16 protein-coding genes are annotated in these 17,154 nt (G+C 67.6%); 2 read left to right on the top strand and 14 right to left on the bottom strand.

The window, feature by feature from the left end; translation table 11 throughout:
• Positions 1 to 77: 77 nt before the first annotated feature.
• Positions 78 to 566, bottom strand: coding sequence for a transcriptional repressor (locus tag AC1Q5B_RS08715; RefSeq protein ID WP_492631294.1), 489 nt, complete (start codon positions 564 to 566; stop codon positions 78 to 80).
• A 13-nt stretch (positions 567 to 579) separates the two neighbouring features.
• Complete coding sequence (gene gltX / locus AC1Q5B_RS08710; RefSeq protein WP_492631293.1) at positions 580 to 1,986, bottom strand: glutamate--tRNA ligase; 1,407 nt, start codon at positions 1,984 to 1,986, stop codon at positions 580 to 582.
• Between the two features lie 124 nt (positions 1,987 to 2,110).
• Between gltX and lpxH the strand changes: the two genes are divergently transcribed.
• Positions 2,111 to 2,848, top strand: coding sequence for a UDP-2,3-diacylglucosamine diphosphatase (gene lpxH / locus AC1Q5B_RS08705; RefSeq protein ID WP_492631292.1), 738 nt, complete (start codon positions 2,111 to 2,113; stop codon positions 2,846 to 2,848).
• A 115-nt stretch (positions 2,849 to 2,963) separates the two neighbouring features.
• Here the strand turns inward: lpxH and AC1Q5B_RS08700 are convergent, their stop codons facing one another.
• From AC1Q5B_RS08700 to AC1Q5B_RS08665, 8 genes are all read right to left on the bottom strand, one after another.
• Entirely contained in the window at positions 2,964 to 3,761 is a 798-nt protein-coding gene (locus tag AC1Q5B_RS08700; RefSeq protein ID WP_492631291.1) for a ferritin-like domain-containing protein, read from the bottom strand.
• A 16-nt stretch (positions 3,762 to 3,777) separates the two neighbouring features.
• On the bottom strand, positions 3,778 to 5,247 hold the full coding sequence (purF, locus tag AC1Q5B_RS08695) for an amidophosphoribosyltransferase (protein WP_492631290.1): 1,470 nt from the start codon (positions 5,245 to 5,247) through the stop codon (positions 3,778 to 3,780).
• A gap of 7 nt (positions 5,248 to 5,254) precedes the next feature.
• Positions 5,255 to 5,866 (bottom strand): CvpA family protein, encoded by a 612-nt coding sequence (locus AC1Q5B_RS08690; RefSeq protein ID WP_492631289.1) that lies wholly within the window; start codon positions 5,864 to 5,866, stop codon positions 5,255 to 5,257.
• Positions 5,867 to 5,909: 43 nt separating this feature from the next.
• On the bottom strand, positions 5,910 to 6,929 hold the full coding sequence (locus AC1Q5B_RS08685) for an SPOR domain-containing protein (RefSeq protein ID WP_492631288.1): 1,020 nt from the start codon (positions 6,927 to 6,929) through the stop codon (positions 5,910 to 5,912).
• Positions 6,930 to 6,996: 67 nt separating this feature from the next.
• Positions 6,997 to 8,271 carry a bifunctional tetrahydrofolate synthase/dihydrofolate synthase gene (gene folC, locus AC1Q5B_RS08680; RefSeq protein ID WP_492631287.1) on the bottom strand — a complete coding sequence of 425 codons (1,275 nt, stop codon included), beginning with the start codon at positions 8,269 to 8,271 and terminating at the stop codon, positions 6,997 to 6,999.
• On the bottom strand, positions 8,268 to 9,098 hold the full coding sequence (locus AC1Q5B_RS08675) for an energy transducer TonB (protein WP_492631286.1): 831 nt from the start codon (positions 9,096 to 9,098) through the stop codon (positions 8,268 to 8,270). Before AC1Q5B_RS08675 ends, folC begins: the two co-directional genes overlap by 4 nt.
• 64 nt (positions 9,099 to 9,162) lie before the next feature.
• Complete coding sequence (locus AC1Q5B_RS08670; RefSeq protein WP_492631285.1) at positions 9,163 to 9,807, bottom strand: histidine phosphatase family protein; 645 nt, start codon at positions 9,805 to 9,807, stop codon at positions 9,163 to 9,165.
• Positions 9,808 to 9,919: 112 nt separating this feature from the next.
• A complete protein-coding gene (locus AC1Q5B_RS08665) occupies positions 9,920 to 12,088 on the bottom strand; it encodes a S46 family peptidase (protein ID WP_492631284.1) in 2,169 nt (722 codons plus the stop codon).
• Positions 12,089 to 12,269: 181 nt separating this feature from the next.
• On the opposite strand from AC1Q5B_RS08665, the gene tdh reads away from it, so the two are divergent.
• Complete coding sequence (gene tdh, locus AC1Q5B_RS08660; protein ID WP_492631283.1) at positions 12,270 to 13,304, top strand: L-threonine 3-dehydrogenase; 1,035 nt, start codon at positions 12,270 to 12,272, stop codon at positions 13,302 to 13,304.
• Positions 13,305 to 13,372: 68 nt separating this feature from the next.
• Here the strand turns inward: tdh and AC1Q5B_RS08655 are convergent, their stop codons facing one another.
• The 4 genes from AC1Q5B_RS08655 to cysT all read right to left on the bottom strand — a co-directional run bounded on the left by AC1Q5B_RS08655 (position 13,373) and on the right by cysT (position 17,153).
• Complete coding sequence (locus AC1Q5B_RS08655) at positions 13,373 to 14,077, bottom strand: TorF family putative porin (RefSeq protein ID WP_492631282.1); 705 nt, start codon at positions 14,075 to 14,077, stop codon at positions 13,373 to 13,375.
• A gap of 172 nt (positions 14,078 to 14,249) precedes the next feature.
• Positions 14,250 to 15,317, bottom strand: a complete 1,068-nt coding sequence (locus tag AC1Q5B_RS08650; RefSeq protein WP_492631281.1) for a sulfate/molybdate ABC transporter ATP-binding protein — start codon at positions 15,315 to 15,317, stop codon at positions 14,250 to 14,252.
• A gap of 14 nt (positions 15,318 to 15,331) precedes the next feature.
• The gene (cysW, locus tag AC1Q5B_RS08645) at positions 15,332 to 16,291 is read right to left on the bottom strand and encodes a sulfate ABC transporter permease subunit CysW (protein WP_492631280.1); all 960 of its coding nucleotides are present in this window, start codon (positions 16,289 to 16,291) and stop codon (positions 15,332 to 15,334) included.
• A 1-nt stretch (position 16,292) separates the two neighbouring features.
• Entirely contained in the window at positions 16,293 to 17,153 is an 861-nt protein-coding gene (cysT, locus tag AC1Q5B_RS08640; protein ID WP_492631279.1) for a sulfate ABC transporter permease subunit CysT, read from the bottom strand.
• Position 17,154 lies beyond the last annotated feature (1 nt).

The raw sequence follows: 17,154 nt of genomic DNA, 5'->3' as shown, positions 1-17,154 counted from the left end.
GTGGGAGCGACGGAAGTCGCGATGGATCACCGCGATGCGTCATCGCGACTTCCGTCGCTCCCACACCTGTCAACGCCCTACGCCGCCGCGCACCGCGCGCACAGCCCATGCACTTCCAGCGTCTGCGCCTGGGGCTGGAAGCCCAGCGCCTTCGCCCGCGCGTCGAGTGCGGCCACGACCTCGCGATCTTCAAGTTCCACCGCGCTGTGGCAGCGGTCGCAGATGAGGAACGGCACCGAGTGCTGGGCGCTGTTGGGGTGATGGCAAGCGACGAAGGCGTTGACCGACTCGAGCTTGTGCACGAAGCCGTTGGCCATCAGGAAGTCCAGCGCGCGATACACCGTCGGCGGCGCATCGGCACCGACGCCCTTGGTCGCGCGTACCCATTCCAGCAACTCGTAGGCCTTCACCGGCTTGCCGGCTTCGGCGATCAGCTGCAGCACGCGCGCGCGGATCGGCGTCAGCCGAAGGCCACGCTCCTGGCACGCATGCTCCACCGCCGCCACGAATGCCTGGGCATCGTGGACGTGATGGTGCGGGTCGGTGCAGGCGTGGATGTTCGGCATGGGCGATCCGGAGTCAGGCGGACGTACCACTCTTGATGAGTGCGGCATCGATGCGTTTCAAGGCTTCGTCGCGACCGGCCAGGTAGACGGTCTGCGAAATGTCGGGGCTGACCTGGGTGCCGGTGATCGCCACGCGCAGCGGCTGCGCCACCTTGCCCATGCCGAGTTCGAGCGCCGCAGCCGCTTCGTGCAACGCCACGGATACGTTCTCCGCGCTCCACTCCGCCATCGCCGCCAGGCACTCGCGGGCCTTGGCGAGCGGGGCCTGGGCCGCCGCTCCCAGATGCTTGGCCACCGCGGCATCGTCGTACACCGTGAGCGGCTGGTACCAGACCCGCGCCTTCTCGGCCATGTCCTTCAGCGTCTGCACGCGATCGCGCAGCGCGACCACCACGTCGGCCGGTGCCGGGCCGGCAGCAAGGTCGACCCCCAGCTTCTCGAGCTGGTAGACCAGATGCGGCGCGATATCCGCCGGCGCATCGGTCTTCAGGTAGTGCTGGTTCACCCAGCCCAGCTTGGCCATGTCCAGGCGTGCGGCCTTGGAGTTCACGTCCTTCACGTCGAACAGGTCGATCAATTCCTGCCGCGAGAACAGTTCCTGGTCGCCATGCGACCAGCCCAGCCGCGCCAGATAGTTGATCAGCGCATGCGGCAGGTAGCCGGCGTCCCTGTACTGCATCACATCGGCCGCACCGGTGCGCTTGGACAGTTTGGCGCCCTCCTCGTCCAGGATCATCGGCATGTGCGCGAACTTCGGCACCGGCGCGCCCAGCGCTTCGTAGATGTTGATCTGGCGCGGCGTGTTGTTGATGTGGTCGTCGCCCCGGATCACCTCGGTGATGCCCATGTCCCAGTCGTCGACCACCACCGCGAAGTTGTAGGTCGGGTAGCCGTCCGGACGGAAGATCACCATGTCGTCGAGCTCGCTGTTGGCGATCTCGATGCGGCCCTTGATCAGGTCGTCGAAGGCGACCACGCCATCGAGCGGATTCTTGAAGCGGATCACGCGGTTCGGATCGTCGCGATGCGGCAGGTTCTGCTCGCGCGCGGCGCCGTTGTAGCGCGGCTTCTCCTGTTTCGCCATCGCGGCCTCGCGCATGGCGTCCAGCTCCTCGCGCGTCTCGTAGGCGTAGTACGCCTTGCCGGCCGCGACCAGTTGCTCGGCGACCTCGCGGTAACGGTCGATGCGCTGGGTCTGGTAGATCGGGCCTTCGTCATAGCCCAGGCCCAGCCAGTCCATCGTATCGAGGATCGCATCGATCGCCGCCTGCGTGCTGCGCTCCCTGTCGGTGTCCTCGATGCGCAGGATGAAGTCCCCGCCGCGATGGCGCGCTTCCAGCCAGCAGTACAGCGCCGTGCGGGCGCCGCCGATGTGCAGGTAGCCGGTGGGACTGGGGGCGAAGCGGGTACGGCAGGCCATGGGGAAGCTCAGGGGGCGGAATCCGCCGATTTTACCGCGTGGGGACGCCGGCCGCGCCCGGTCGGCGGAAGTCGGGGCACCTGCCGAGTGAATGAAGCCGAGAGGCAAGGCTTAGAATCGCACCATGACGACGCTCTTCATTTCCGACCTGCACCTGGACGCCGAACGCCCTGCCGTCACCGAACTGTTTGGTGCGTTCATGCAGGAGGAAGGCTTGCGGGCCGATGCGCTCTACATCCTCGGTGACCTGTTCGAAGCCTGGGTGGGCGATGACGATCCGTCCGAGACCGGCGCCTACGTGGCCGCCCGCATCCGCGAGGTGGCCGACGCGGGCGTGCCGGTGTTCTTCATCCGCGGCAACCGCGATTTCCTGCTGGGCGATGCATTCGCACGGCGGGCCGGCATGCGCATCCTGCCCGACCCGGCCATGGTCATGCTGTACGGGAGGCCGACCCTGCTGATGCACGGTGACCTCCTGTGCACCGGCGATACCGCATACCAGGCGTTTCGTGCGCAGACACGCGACCCGGCCTGGCAGGCGCAGTTCCTTGCGCAGCCGCTCGCGGCACGGCTGGCGTTCGCGGCGCAGGCGCGTGCGGCCAGTGCCGCCCACCAGGGGGGCATGAAGCAGAACGACAAGGCGCAGTTCGAAACGCTGACCGACGTGGCACCGGCCACCGTGGAGGCGACGTTCGCGCAGTTCGGCATCGACACCATGATCCACGGCCATACGCACCGGCCCGCGATCCACGACCTCACCGTCGGCGATCATGCGTGCCGGCGCATCGTGCTGGGCGACTGGTACGAACAGGGATCGGTACTGCGGGTGGAGTCGGAGGGCATGGCGCTGGATTCGCTCTGAGCGCCGGTATGGAAGGGATGTCGCCTGTGGGAGCGACGTAAGTCACGATGAACTACCGCGGCACCATCATCGCGACTTACGTCGCTCCCACACCTGCCTCCCCGCACCGTTGCGGCTAGGGCGCTTCCAGCGCCGCCAGCTCGTCTTCGTCGAAGCCGGCCAGCAGGCGCGCTTCGATATTGAACGGACCGTGCAGGTAGCCGCCCGCGTACTCCTTCAGCAGTTCGCGGAAGCGCGCACGCGGTTCGATGCCGCGCTGCGCGCAATGCCAGCGATACCAGCGGGATCCAGCGGCGACATGCGCGACCTCCTCGCGCAGGATCAGGTCGAGGATCGCGACCGTGGTGTCGTCGCCCAGGTCGCGCAGCTTGACGATCATGCCGGGCGTGACATCGAGGCCGCGCGCCTCGAGCACGCGCGGTACCAGCGCCATCCGCGCCAGACCGTCGTGCGCCGTCTTCTCGGTCATTTCCCACAGGCCGTTGTGGGCATCGAAGTCGCCGTAGTCGTGCCCCAGCTCGCGCAACCGGTCGCGCAGCAGGACGAAATGGCGCGACTCGTCGTGCGCGACCTGTACCCAGTCCGCGTAGAAGTCGTGCGGCAATCCGCGGAAGCGGTACGCCGCGTCCCACGCCAGGTCGATGGCATTCAGCTCGATGTGCGCGATCGCATGGATGAAAGCCGCCCTGCCCAGCACGCTGCCCAGCCCGCGGCGCGGCAGGTCGCGCGGATGCACCAGCGTCGGCTTCACAGGTCTCCCCGGCGCACGGATGGGCTCCGGAGGCGGTGCACCATCGGGAACGTCGAGTTCACCGCGCGCGAAGGCATCGGCGTAGTGCTGCGTCAGCGCGACCTTGGTGTCGACGTCCGCCGCATCCAGGCAGGCGCGCGCAGCCTCGAACAGCGTGGCCATGCCCAGCCTCGCCGCGTCAGCCGACGCGGCGCTTGCGCTTGGCCTCGTCCGAGCGGGCCTGCTCGATGCGCTCGAAGTAGCCCGGTTCGATCCCGGTGACGTACTCGCCGTCGAAGCAGGAGGAATCGAAGTCGGACAGGTTCGGGTTGCCCTCGCGCACGGCGGCTTCCAGATCCTCGAGGTCCTGGTAGATCAACCAGTCGCAGCCCAGTTCGCGCTCGATGTCTTCGACGGTGCGGTTGTGCGCCACCAGTTCGTCCGCGGCCGGCATGTCGATGCCGTAGATATTGGGGTGACGGACCGGCGGCGCGGCGCTGGCCAGGTAGACCTTGCGGGCACCGGCGTCGCGCGCCATCTGCACGATCTGCTTGGACGTCGTGCCGCGCACGATGGAATCGTCGACCAGCAGCACCACGCGGTTGCGGAACTCCAGGTTGATCGGGTTGAGCTTGCGGCGCACCGATTTCACCCGCTCGCCCTGCCCCGGCATGATGAACGTGCGGCCGACGTAGCGGTTCTTGATGAACCCCTCGCGGTACTTCACGCCCAGCACGTTGGAGATCTCCAGCGCGGCGTCGCGCGAGGTGTCCGGGATCGGGATGATGGTGTCGATGTCGTGGTCGGGACGCAGGCGCAGGATCTTCTCGCCCAGCTTCACGCCCATGCGCATGCGCGCCTTGTGCACCGACACGTTGTCGATCATCGAATCCGGGCGCGCGAAGTACACGTACTCGAAGATGCACGGCGCATGCTCGGGCGCGTCGGCGACGATCTCGCTGAACAGCTCGCCGCGCGCGGTGATCACGATCGCCTCGCCCGGCTGCACGTCGCGCATGCGGACGAAACCGAGGATGTCGAGCGCAGCCGATTCCGACGCGATGATGTACTCGGTGCCTTCGCCGTGCTCGCGCTTGCCCAGCACCAGCGGACGGATGCCGTGCGGGTCGCGGAACGCGACCAGGCCCAGGCCCAGCACCACGCTGACGACGGCATAGCCGCCCTTGACGCGACGGTGCACGCCGGCGACCGCGCGGATCGCCGCTTCCGGCGTCAGCGTGCGCTGCAGGTCCAGCTCGTGCGCGAACACGTTCAGCAGCACTTCGCTGTCCGAATCGGTGTTGATGTTGCGGCGGTCCTGCGCGAACACGTCCTGCCGCAGCGACTCGGTATTGATCAGGTTGCCGTTGTGCGCCAGCGCGATGCCGTACGGCGAGTTGACGTAGAACGGCTGCGCCTCGTCCATACCTTCCGAGCCCGCTGTCGGATAGCGGCAATGGGCGATGCCCACGCGGCCTTCCAGCACGCTCATCGCCTTGGCGTTGAACACGTCCCGCACCAGCCCGTTGTCCTTGTGCACGCGCAGGCGCGTACCGTCGGCGGTCGCGATGCCGGCGGCGTCCTGTCCGCGGTGCTGGAGGACGGTCAGCCCGTCATAAAGCTGGCCGGCGACGTTCTGGTTGCCGACGATTCCGACGATGCCGCACATGGTGGATCTACTCCGGTTTCGACGCGGGCGAGGCGGTCGGTGGGACACGCTCCTGCGATGCGCCGGATTCTTCCAGCGGCAGGGGCAGCAGGTTTCGCAGGCGCGCATTATCGCCCGCCGGGCGCCCGTTGCCAAAGTCCAGTTCCTGCACAGTCCATTCCGGCAACCATTGCGCCAGCCATTGCGCGCCCGGCAGCAACACCGGGACCACGGACGAACGATGCCATTCAGGTTCGCCGGGCAGATCGCTGAAAGCCGCCAGCAGCAGCACGATGCAGGCGACGAAGGCTCCGCGCACCAGACCCAGCGCAAGCCCCAGTGCACGATCCAGGCCGGACAGGCCGACCGACTTGAGCAGATGGCGGATCGCCCACCCGGTCAGTCCGACGACGACCATCACGCCGATGAAACTCAGTGCGTAACCACCTAGCAGTTCGCTGGCCGAGGGCGGGCCGTCGCTGGACAACCAGCGCGCCACGTCACCGCCGTAATGGAAGGCGACCCAGCCGGACAGCAACCAGGCGACCATCGACGCCAGCGCGCTGATGAACCCGCGCATCAGGCCGAACAGCGTCGACACGCCGATGATCGCCAGGAGCGTCAGGTCGAGCGCGCTCATGCCGCGCGCCTGCGGCTATCCGTCGTGCGGCGGCGTGATGCCATCAAGGATGCGGGCGCACCATGCCGTCGACCCCGATCTTCGAGGCGACTTGCGCCTTCAGACGGTCGGCATCGGCACGGTTGGCGACAGGACCCACGCGCACGCGGCTCAGCGTGCCCTTGTCGGTGCGGACCTGTTCGACGAAGGCGCTGAAGCCGGCGCCACGCGCACGGTCGCGCAACGCGTTGGCGTCGGCCGCATTCGAGAAGGCACCCAACTGCACGGCGAAGCCGGTGTCGGAGGCGGCCGGCTTGGGCGCCTCGGCGGGCTTGGGCGTCGTGGCAACCGGCGTGCTGGCCGACGGCGATACGGGCTTGGTCTCGGTGGGCGTCTTAACGACCGGCTTCGATTCCGGGGGTGCCGGCTTCGGCGTCGGCTTGACCGGTTCGGGCGGCAACGCTTGCGTGGTGACGGCAGGCGTGGCGGTTGCCGCAGCGGCGGTCGATGCGGACGCTGCCGGTGCGGGCGGATTCGCGGCCGGCGTGGGGGTCTCGGCGTCCAGCGTCACCACCTGCGCGTTGACATCGCCGCGGATCTTGATGGCGTCCAGTCGTGCGGCTTCGGCCTGCGGACGATCGGCGTAAGGACCCACGCGTACCCGGAAGGCCGGCTTGCCATTGATGGTCGCCGGCTCGACGAAGCCCGGCAGCTTGGCCTGCTTCACGCGGGCCAGCACGGCGTCGGCGTCGGCCTGCGTGGCGTAGGCACCGAAACTGACGGCGAAGTTGCCGCCGGCAGTCACGGCCGGCTGCAGGGTGCCGGAGGCCGGCGCCGGTTCGGCAGCGGGCGCGGCGACCTGGCCTTGCAGCCCCACCGCGCCCGTGGCGGGCGCGTTGCCCGGCGTCACCAGCGGCAGTTCGCGCGTTTCGAATTCGCCGCCGGGTGCAGGCGGAACGTCCAGCGGCACATCGGACACGCCGCTGTCGGGCGCGGGTCCTTTCACCAGCATGGGCAGGAAGATGACGGCCAGGGCCACCAGCACGACGGCGCCGATCAGGCGCTGTTTCAGGGCAGTATCCATCCAGGTCCACGGCTGCTGCGGCGGGAATGCCGCGGCGATTATACGGCGCGCCCCCGCGCGCTATCCGTCATCGACCTGAATGCAGGACGCGCATCGCATCGGCCACGGTATGGAACGAGCCGAACACCAGCACGCGATCGCCGGACGCGGAGGCATCGAGCGCGGCGCGCAAGGCGTCGTCCACGCTGGCGTGCAGGCTCGGCGCCGCCGCGATTGCGTCGTCCAGGCGGGCCGCCAGGTGTTCGGCCGTCTGCGAGCGCGGACCCGACGACAGCCCCGCCAGGAACCACGTCAGCGGCGCACCGGCGAACGCGTCGACCACGCTGCGCACATCCTTGTCGGCGAGCGCGGCGAACACCACGCGGGTCGCGCCCGTGATCGGATGCGCCTGCAGCCATACCGCCAGGTCGCGTGCCGCCTGCGGGTTGTGCCCGACATCCAGCACCACATCCACGCCATCGCGCGCCAGCCGCTGCAGCCGGCCCGGCAACGCCGCCGAGGCCACGCCTCGGGCGAACGCGTCGTCCGGCAGCGTCTCGCCGGGCAACGCGCGCAGCGCGGCGATCGCGGTCGCCGCATTCGCGCGCTGGGACGGTGCGGACAATGCCGGTGCCGGCAGTTCCAGTTCGGCGCCGACCTCGCGCCAGCGCCAGCGCTGGCTGTCGATCGGCTCGTGGAAGAAGTCGCTGCCCAGGCGCAGCGCGTTGGCCCCGATGGCATAGGCGTGGCGCAGCACGCTGGACGGCGAATCCACCTCGCCCAGCACCAGCGGCTTCCACGCGCGGGCGATGCCGGCCTTCTCGGCGCCGATCGTCTCGCGGTCGTGGCCCAGCCAGTCGGTATGGTCGATGTCGACGGTGGTGATGACGGCGACATCGGGATCGACGATGTTCACCGCATCCAGTCGTCCGCCCAGTCCGATCTCCAGGACGGCGAGGTCGAGTTCCGCGCGCTCGAGCAACCATAACGCCGCCAGCGTGCCGAATTCGAAATAGGTCAGCGGCGTGCCGCCCCGCGCGGCTTCGACGACTTCGAACGCCTCGACCAGCAGCGCATCGTCGGCATCCGCGCCCTCGATGCGCACGCGTTCGTTGTAGCGCAGCAGGTGCGGCGAGGTGTACGTACCCACCCTCCAGCCGGCACTGCGTGCGATGGCCTCGATGAAGGCGACCGTCGAGCCTTTGCCGTTGGTCCCACCGACGGTGATGACGCACGTGGCGGGCTTGCCGAGCGACAGCCGCCCGGCAACCACGCGCATGCGCTCCAGGCCCATCTCGATGGACCTGGGATGCTGCTGTTCGATGTAGGCGAGCCACGCCGGCAGGTCGCGGGACGGGGTCACGGCAGACGATCCCCCGGCGTCGCGCTCTGCGAAGCCGGCAGCTTGATGGTCCGCTGCGGCCGAGCTACCTGCTCCGCGGCCTGCAGCACCAGACAGTCATGGCTGTCGGCAACGCCGCAGAACACGCGGGTCACCAGGAAGCCATGTTGGCCATCGGTGGCGAGCCGACGTCTGACAATGGAACGGGATGCACCCTGCCCATGGATCCACCATTGGCTGTACTCCTTGCCGTCGGCCACCGCGTAGAGCGCCATGCCCGGCGGCGTCCCCTGCACCTGGTGTGCCGTGCCTCGCGCCAGCAGCAAGTCGATGGCCTCGCCCGCGGTCGCCCCGGGAATCGGCTGCGGATCGGGAAGATATCCAGGCAAGTGGCCGTGCTCGTCCGCAGGCCCGACGGATACCCAGTCCGCAGCCGTCATCTGCGCAAGGAACGCGTCGTAGATTTTCTCGTCGCCCAATCCGAAGTCGACCGGCATCCTGACGCGCGAGACGACCGCACGTCCGTTCTCGAGGGCGGGGGCGAACCTCCAGGCACGCGCGGCCTCGACCGCCGCCGCGTCCAGCGCGGGATGGCCCGCCGACTGTTCGACCTGCACCTCCGTGACCTGTCCGGTTGCCGAGATGGCGAGGAGCAAAACGCTCGTCCCCGCGAAACCGCCACGCGCGGCCTCCGGCGGATATCGTGGCGGGGGCGATTCGATGACCTGCGGATCGACGCGCCGCACGGCGGCGTCGGCGAATGCGTGCAGCGGCAGCATTGTGCCCAGCAGGGCCGCCAGCCAGATTCTCGTCATCGGATTCCTCTCGGGTCGGATCGCGGAACGCATCGTACCCGATGGTTTCGCGCACCGACGGAGACACGCCGCCTCCCGGCGTGCGGCGCAGAACCGGTTACAGCGCCCGATGCTTCGCTTCGCCGAAGAACGGCGTGTGGTGCGCGCAGTCGTTGAGGCGCACGACTTCCAGCTGATCCACCGACGGGCCTTCGAGCAGGTTGAGCGTGGTGGGCGCCTGGCGGAAGCTCCACAGCTTGGCGATCGGCAGGCCGAGGATGCGGCACAGCAGGACGCGGTTGACCGCATCGTGCGCCACGATCAGCAGGGTGTCGTCGTCGCCCAGGCCTTCGGTGGCGCGCGCCAGCCCCCGCCACGAACGGTCGAGCACCTGGCGCAGCGATTCGCCGCCCGGCATCAGCACGGTGTCGGGCTCCTCGCGCCAGGCGAGCAGGCGCGCCGGATCCTTGTCCTGGATCTCGCTGGCCAGCAGACCTTCCCATTCGCCGTGGGCGATTTCCTGCAGGTCCGCGTCCGTCTGCAGCATGTCTGCGCGCGCGTCCCCCAGCGCCAGCTTCGCGGTGAGCTGCGCGCGCGACAGCGGCGAGGCTACTGCACGATCGATGCGCACGCCTTTCAGTCGCTGGCCCAGCGCCGTGGCCTGGCCTTCGCCGACCGGCGACAACGGGATATCGATCTGGCCCTGGTAGCGGCCTTCGGCGTTCCACGGCGTTTCGCCATGACGGGCAAGCAGGATGCGCATGCGGAGTGTTCCGGTGGGTATGACGAGTCCGTGTCTGTTCCGACGGCCGGAAACGAAGACGGGAGCGGATGATAACCGCTCCCGTCCCGTACCCTCCGCTCAGTTGCAGGTGTTACTTGCCGACGCCCATTTCCGTCAGCAGCTGCGGCGCCGGGTAGACCTCCTGCATGATCCAGCGCAGGTAACGGCCGTCCACGGCGATCATGCGGGTCATCTTCGGGTCGAACACCCAGTTGGAACTGACCGACTCCCAGTTGCCGTCGAAGGCCAGGCCGATCAGCTTGCCGTGCGCGTCGAGCACCGGCGAGCCCGAATTGCCGCCGGTGATGTCCAGGTTCGACAGGTAGTTCACCGGCACCGAGCCAAGACGCTTGTCTTCGAGTCCGCCGTAACGCTTGGCCGCCACCGCGTCGAGCAGCGCCTTCGGCGAGTCGAACGGATCCTGCCCCGTTTCCTTGGCGACCACGCCTTCCAGCGTGGTGAACGGGGTGTACTCCACGCCATCCTTCGGCGCGTAGCCCATGACGTTGCCGAAGGTGATGCGCAGCGACAGGTTGGCGTCCGGATAGACGAACTCCCCCTGGCTCTTCTTGTAGTCCGCCAGCGCCTGCAGGTAGACCGGGCGTGCGGCGAGGTTCTCGCCGGCGCGCGTCTTGCGCTCCTGCTCCAGCTTCAGCAGCGTCGGCATGACGGCGACGGCGTACTGGATGGCCGGGTCGCTGCTGGCTTCGAACGCCTTTCGATCGGCGGCGAACCATTTCAGCCGCTCGTCGGTGCTGCCGAGCTTCGTGCCGGCCAGGCGATCGAGCGCACGCTTCACGGCGGCCGCGTCGTTGCCGCCCAGCCAGGCATCGACAGCGGCGACGCGCTGGTTCGCCGGCAACTTGAGGTACTCGTTCAACCAGTACTCCTGCAGCTGGCGGTCCATCGCCGCCACGTAGCGTCGCTCGAGCTGTTTCTGCGCGCCCTCGATGGCCGGCAGATCGCGCTCCTGGTAACCCGATTCGCGTTCGGCGTTGGGCTTCTCGCGCTCGATCGACAGGCGGTACAGCTGCGCGGCCGTGCCGACGGTGGCGGTATTGTGGAACTGCCCCAGGATCAGGTCGCGCTCGCGCGTCGCCTTGCCCTGCTCAAGCAGATCGAGCAACCGGGCGTGCGCCGCGAGTGCGGCCTGACCCTTGCCTCCCTGCCCCTTCAGCCAGGCCAGCACGGCGGCCTCTTCCGCCTGCTTCTGGCCGGCCGCGTCGATACGCTTGAAGCCTTCCAGCTGACCGTCGTAGTTCTTGCTGGTGTTGTTCCAGCCCGCCATCGTGCTGGCGTACTTCACCTGGATATCGGGATTCTTCTTGCCCGCTTCGCCGACCAGTGCAATGAGATTCTTGTAGTGGCGGCCGATGGTGGGATAGGTCCACGCCGCCGTGTTGTCGAACTCGGCCGCGAGCGCATACCGGTTGGTCGAACCCGGGTAGCCGGCCACCATGACGAAGTCGCCCTCGCCCAGCGGCTGGTCGGCGAACTTCAGCCAATGCTTCGGCCGGTACGGCACGTTGTCCTTCGAGAACGCGGCCGGCTTGCCGTCCTTGCCCACGTAGGCGCGGTAGAAGGCGAAGTCGCCAGTGTGGCGCGGCCACATCCAGTTGTCGATGTCGCCGCCGTACTTGCCCACGCTGCCCGGCGGCGCGTAGGCGAGGCGCACGTCCCTGATCTCCAGGTTCTTGAACAGGCGATAGGTATTGCCGCCGGAGAAGCTGTACAGGCGGCAGCGGAACCCGGCATCGGCCTCGCAGTCCGCGATCAGCTTCTTCTCGAACGTTTCCAGCGCCTTCGTACGCGCCAGCGGATCGTCGCCCGCCGATGCGATGGCCGCTTTCGCGTCCTTGGTCACGTCGGTGATCTCGTCCAGTACGAACACGCGGGCATTCGGTCCCGCGCTGACTTCATCGCCCGGGGTGGGGGCGTTGAAGCCGTTCTTGATCAGGTTGTTCTCCGGCGTGGAGTTCAGCTGGATCGCACCATAGGCGCAGTGATGGTTGGTCACGACCAGGCCGTTCGGCGACACGAAACTGGCGGTGCAGCCGCCCAGCGCGACCACCGCACCCATCGGATCGCCGGTCAGGTTGGAAAGCTGCTGCGGCGACAGCTTCAGCCCTGCCTTCTTCAGCGGGCCGGCGATTTCGGGCAGTTGCTGCGGCACCCACATGCCTTCGCCGGCATGGGCAACCTGGGCGGCGAGCAGGGACAAGGGAACCGCGATGGCGGCGGCGAGCAGGTTCGGACGCATGAAAACCCCGGGACTGGCAGGAAAGTTCCGATTGTAATGAACCCGTCATCGCGCCCGACCATGACTTATGCCCTACGCCGGCAGCGCGCCCCGAGCGTCGCGCCTGTCAAGGACCGCCGCAGCAGGGCCGGCAGGGGCGGGGCGTATAATCCGCGCCCTCATTACCCTGGATCGACGTCCGATGGCACAGACGATGAAGGCGCTGGTGAAGCGCGAAGCCGGCAAAGGCATCTGGATGGAGGAGCTGCCGGTTCCGCAGCCCGGTCCCAACGAGGTGCTGGTGAAGCTGGAGAAGACCGCCATCTGCGGCACCGACCTGCACATCTACCTGTGGGACGAGTGGAGCCAGCGCACCATCAAGCCGGGCCTGACGATAGGCCACGAATTCGTCGGCCGCATCGCGCAGCTGGGCTCGGCGGTGACCGGTTACGAGGTCGGCCAGCGCGTGTCGGCCGAGGGCCACATCGTCTGCGGCCATTGCCGCAACTGCCGCGGCGGCCGCCAGCACCTGTGCCCGAACACCGTCGGCATCGGCGTGAACCGCAACGGCGCCTTCGCCGAGTACATGGTGATGCCGGCCAGCAATCTGTGGCCGATCCCGGACCAGATCCCCTCGGAACTGGCGGCGTTCTTCGACCCCTACGGCAACGCGGCGCACTGCGCGCTGGAATTCGACGTGGTCGGCGAGGACGTGCTGATCACCGGCGCGGGCCCGATCGGCATCATCGCCGCCGGCATCTGCAAGCACATCGGTGCGCGCAACGTGGTGGTCACCGACGTCAACGACTTCCGCCTGAAGCTGGCCGCCGACATGGGGGCCACACGCGTGGTCAACGTGTCCAACACCTCGCTGAAGGACGTGATGGCCGACCTGCACATGGAAGGCTTCGACGTGGGCCTGGAGATGAGCGGCAACCCGCGCGCCTTCAACGACATGCTCGACTGCATGTACCACGGCGGCAAGATCGCCATGCTCGGCATCATGCCCAAGGGCGCCGGCTGCGACTGGGACAAGATCATCTTCAAGGGCCTCACCGTGCAGGGCATCTATGGCCGCAAGATGTACGAGACCTGGTACAAGATGACGCAACTGGTGCTCAGCGGCTTCCCTCTGGGCAAGGTGCTGACCCACCAGTTGCCGATCGACGATTTCCAGAAGGGTTTCGACCTGATGGAACAGGGCAAGGCGGGCAAGGTGGTGTTGAGCTGGAACTGATGCTCCCCGGGGCCGGTGAACGAGAAAGGGCGCCTCGCGGCGCCCTTTCTTTTTCAGCGCGGGTGGACTCAGTTGCCGACGCTGAGTGTGAACACCACGCGGTCATCGGCGAACTTACCGAACAGGTCGTCGCCCTTGCCGTTCGTGCCAACGTAGCCGAGCGAGGCCGACACCATGCCCCAGCTCTTGCTGAAACCCAGGTTCCAGTCCACGTAGTTCTCTCCCAGCGCGTCTTCTGTCTTGTTGTAGCCGACACCGGCATTGAAGCTGTAGTCGTTGGGCAGGCCCCACTCGCCGCCGGCATTGAAGTACCAAGCGTCCTCATCCGTGCCGCCGAAATCGTCGCTATAGGCGACCGTCAGGCTGTAGGTCTCAGCGAAGGTCGTCTTGGTGATCAGTTCGGCAAAGTTGAGACCGGCCGCATCCGGATAGGTGTAGCGGTTTACCATGACGTCGAAGTTGACGCTGTCGCTGAAGTCCACGTTGTAGCCGACGAAGTAGTCGATCTCAGCTTTGGGATCGTTGCCTCCGAAGTCAACGCCTGAGCCCCAAGCGCCAGCATAGAAGCCGCCCGGAATATTGAACGTGATGCCCGCTTGGGCCGTCGGGTTCTCATCCGATTGCGACACGCCGCGCCATGCATAGTCGGACGTCGCCGCGAGCGACCAGTTGATCAGGGGCGCTTCTTCTTCCGCCTCTTGGGCGAAGGCCACCATGGGCAGGGTAAGCAGCAGAGCAGTAGCGAGGGCGGTGCAGAGCTTGGCGGGCGTCATCCGGAGTTCTCCTGGCGTGTTGGGCGTTGGCCGTGAGTTAAACCGTCATCACGGCTTCACGGTTTTTTAACTGCGCCCCGATAGTGCGCCGCACCAATCGCTTGCGTCAAGTGCTCGACAAGACCCTAGAAAATTGGTTTCTTTTTCAATTAATTCAGTGGCTTATATCGCATCACACTGGTGCCGTTGCACCGTCACGGGGAAACCATCCGAACCGTTTTGGTGCCAAGCGAACCGCTTGGCCCGGTGCAGTAGCGGGGCCCTCGCGTTCGGCCGGCAGCTCGACATCCAGCTCGACGTCGCTGTCCGCCAGATGCGTGCGCAGGCGCAGGCGTGGCCCGGTCCGCTGTGCCCCGATGATCGTCGCCGGCCACGCCGCCGGCGTGGCCGCGTCCACCAGATGCAGATCTTCTGGCCGCACATAGACCTCCGCCTCGCCCTGGCCCGCCCGGCCCTGGGGTTGCAGCGGCAGACCCGCGACCCGCAGCGCTCCATCGTCCCACTGCGCCGGCATGCGGTTCACCGCGCCGACGAACGAATAGACGAACGGCGACGCGGGAAGGTCATAGGCATCGGCCGGACTGCCGAGCTGTTCGATCCGGCCGCGATTGAGGATGGCCACGCGGTCCGCGAGTTCCAGCGCTTCTTCCTGATCGTGGGTCACGAAAATCGTGGTCAGCCCGGTGCGGTCATGCAGTTCGCGCAACCAGCGCCTGAGGTCGCGGCGTACCTGTGCATCGAGCGCACCGAACGGTTCGTCCAGCAGCAGCACGCGCGGCTCGATGGCCAGCGCGCGCGCCAGCGCCACGCGCTGCCGCTGGCCGCCCGACAACTGTGCGGGATAACGCGCGCCGAATCCGTCCAGTTGCACCAGCGACAGCAGTTCCGCCACGCGCGCGCGGATCGTGGCATCGGGCACGCGATCGCGCCCCTTGCGGACGCGCAGGCCGAAGGCGATGTTCTCCTCCACCGTCAGGTGGCGGAACAGCGCGTAGTGCTGGAACACGAAACCCGCGCGCCGTGCCTGCACACTGAGGCGGGTCGCGTCCTCGCCGTCGAACAGCACGCGGCCGCTATCGGCCTGCTCCAGGCCGGCGATCACGCGCAGCAACGTGGTCTTGCCGGAGCCCGACGGGCCAAGCAGCGCCAGCAGTTCGCCTTGGCGGATGTCCAGCGACACGTCGTCCAGCGCCGCGAAGCTGCCGAACCGCTTGCCCAGGTGTTCGATCTTGATGCCCATGGTCTTGGCCTTTCCTAGTGACGGTGGTTGGCGGCCAGCGCTTCGCCGTGGCGCCATTCCAGCCAGGTCTTCAGCACCAGCGTGACCAGTGCGGTCAGCGCCAGCAGCGAGGCCGCGGCGAATGCGGCGCTGTACGCGTACTCGTTGTAGAGGATTTCCACATGCAGCGGCAGCGTGTTGGTGCGCCCGCGGATGTGGCCCGACACCACCGACACCGCGCCGAACTCGCCGAGCGCGCGCGCACTGCACAGCAACACGCCGTACAGCAGCGCCCAGCGGATGTTCGGCAGCGTCACCCGCCAGAACGTCTGCCAGCCACTGGCGCCCAGGCTGAGCGCGGCCAGTTCCTCGTCCGTGCCCTGCTGTTCCATCAGCGGCATCAGCTCGCGCGCGATGAACGGGAACGTCACGAAGACCGTCGCCAGCACGATGCCCGGCAGCGCGAAGATGATCTTCGGCAACTGCCAATGCAGGTCGCCCAGCAGCGGCAAGGTGAAATGCCAGCCCTCGTCGATCAGCGAGTAGGCCCAGCCCTGCGCGCCGAAGATCAGCACGTAGATCAGGCCGGCAACCACGGGCGACACCGCGAACGGCAGGTCTATCAATGTCACCAGCCAGCGCTTGCCGCGGAACTCGTGCTTGCTGACCGCCCACGCCGCCGCCACGCCGAAGGCGAGGTTGAGCGGCACGACGATCGCGGTCACCAGCAGCGTCAGCTCGACTGCCGCGAGCGCATCCGCTTCGCTGACCGCCGCGACGAACGCCGTCCAGCCGCCACGCAATGCTTCGACGAACACCAGCGCGAGCGGCAGCAGCAGGAACGACAGCAGGAAACCGAGCGCACCCAGCACCAGCAGTACCTGCACCCAGACGGGCTCGGTGGTGGCGGCATGGCGGCGGACGGAACGTGCGGGCGCTTCCACGGCGGACGACTCCGGGGGAATGGCGATGACGGCGGAGAGGGTGTCGCCCATGTTAGCCCCCCGCCCGCTTGCCGGTGCGCTGCAGGCGTGCCTGCAGCGTGTTGATCAGCAGCAACAGCGCGAACGACAGGAGCAACATGGCCGCCGCGATCGCCGTGGCGCCTTCGTAGTCGAACTCCTCCAGCTTGATGGTGATCAGCAGTGGCGCGATCTCCGACACGCCCGGCAGGTTGCCGGCGATGAAGATCACCGAGCCGTATTCACCCACGCCGCGCGCGAAGGCCAGTGCGAAGCCGGCCAGCACGGCCGGCCACAGCGTCGGCAGCACCACGTGGCGCACGGCCTGCCAGCGGTTCGCACCGAGCGTGGCGGCCGCTTCCTCGAGTTCGGTCTCAATCTCCGCCAGCACCGGCTGCACCACGCGCACCACGAACGGCAGGCCGATGAACACCAGCGCCACGGTGATGCCGAGCGGCGTGTACGCGACCTTGATGCCGGCCGCTTCCAGCCATTGCCCAAGCCAGCCCGTCGGCCCGTACAGCGCCGTCAACGCGATGCCGGCCACGGCGGTGGGCAAGGCGAAAGGCAGGTCGATCATCGCGTCGAACACCCGCTTGCCCGGGAAGCGGTAGCGCACGAAGACCCAGGCGACCAGCGTACCCATCACCGCATTGAATGCGGCGGCGGCCAGCGCGGTGCCGAAACTGATGCGCAGCGCCGCCAGCACGCGCGGCTCGGTCCAGATCGCCCAGATACCCGCCAGCCCCAGTCCGCTGGCCTTGACGAAGACGCCGACCAGCGGAATCAGCACGATCAGCCCCAGCCAGGCCAGCGTATAACCCAGGCTGAGGCCGAACCCGGGAATGACGCGCCTGGCGCGCGCCTTCGCCGGCCAGGGGTGCACTGCCGCCACG

The organism is Pseudoxanthomonas sp. GW835-FHT14C01, from assembly GCF_058793715.1.
The sequence above is the reverse complement of the archived record's forward strand: the minus strand, read 5'-3'. Positions and strand labels throughout refer to the sequence as shown.

Coding starts and splice junctions, on each gene's coding strand:
- cysW (WP_492631280.1), bottom strand. CDS start 16,291: ATGGGCGACACCCTCTCCGCCGTCATCGCCATTCCCCCGGAGTCGTCC.
- lpxH (WP_492631292.1), top strand. CDS start 2,111: ATGACGACGCTCTTCATTTCCGACCTGCACCTGGACGCCGAACGCCCT.
- gltX (WP_492631293.1), bottom strand. CDS start 1,986: ATGGCCTGCCGTACCCGCTTCGCCCCCAGTCCCACCGGCTACCTGCAC.
- AC1Q5B_RS08675 (WP_492631286.1), bottom strand. CDS start 9,098: ATGCGTTCCGCGATCCGACCCGAGAGGAATCCGATGACGAGAATCTGG.
- AC1Q5B_RS08690 (WP_492631289.1), bottom strand. CDS start 5,866: ATGAGCGCGCTCGACCTGACGCTCCTGGCGATCATCGGCGTGTCGACG.
- AC1Q5B_RS08650 (WP_492631281.1), bottom strand. CDS start 15,317: ATGGGCATCAAGATCGAACACCTGGGCAAGCGGTTCGGCAGCTTCGCG.
- AC1Q5B_RS08665 (WP_492631284.1), bottom strand. CDS start 12,088: ATGCGTCCGAACCTGCTCGCCGCCGCCATCGCGGTTCCCTTGTCCCTG.
- AC1Q5B_RS08655 (WP_492631282.1), bottom strand. CDS start 14,077: ATGACGCCCGCCAAGCTCTGCACCGCCCTCGCTACTGCTCTGCTGCTT.
- purF (WP_492631290.1), bottom strand. CDS start 5,247: ATGTGCGGCATCGTCGGAATCGTCGGCAACCAGAACGTCGCCGGCCAG.
- AC1Q5B_RS08685 (WP_492631288.1), bottom strand. CDS start 6,929: ATGGATACTGCCCTGAAACAGCGCCTGATCGGCGCCGTCGTGCTGGTG.
- AC1Q5B_RS08700 (WP_492631291.1), bottom strand. CDS start 3,761: ATGGCCACGCTGTTCGAGGCTGCGCGCGCCTGCCTGGATGCGGCGGAC.
- AC1Q5B_RS08715 (WP_492631294.1), bottom strand. CDS start 566: ATGCCGAACATCCACGCCTGCACCGACCCGCACCATCACGTCCACGAT.
- tdh (WP_492631283.1), top strand. CDS start 12,270: ATGGCACAGACGATGAAGGCGCTGGTGAAGCGCGAAGCCGGCAAAGGC.
- AC1Q5B_RS08670 (WP_492631285.1), bottom strand. CDS start 9,807: ATGCGCATCCTGCTTGCCCGTCATGGCGAAACGCCGTGGAACGCCGAA.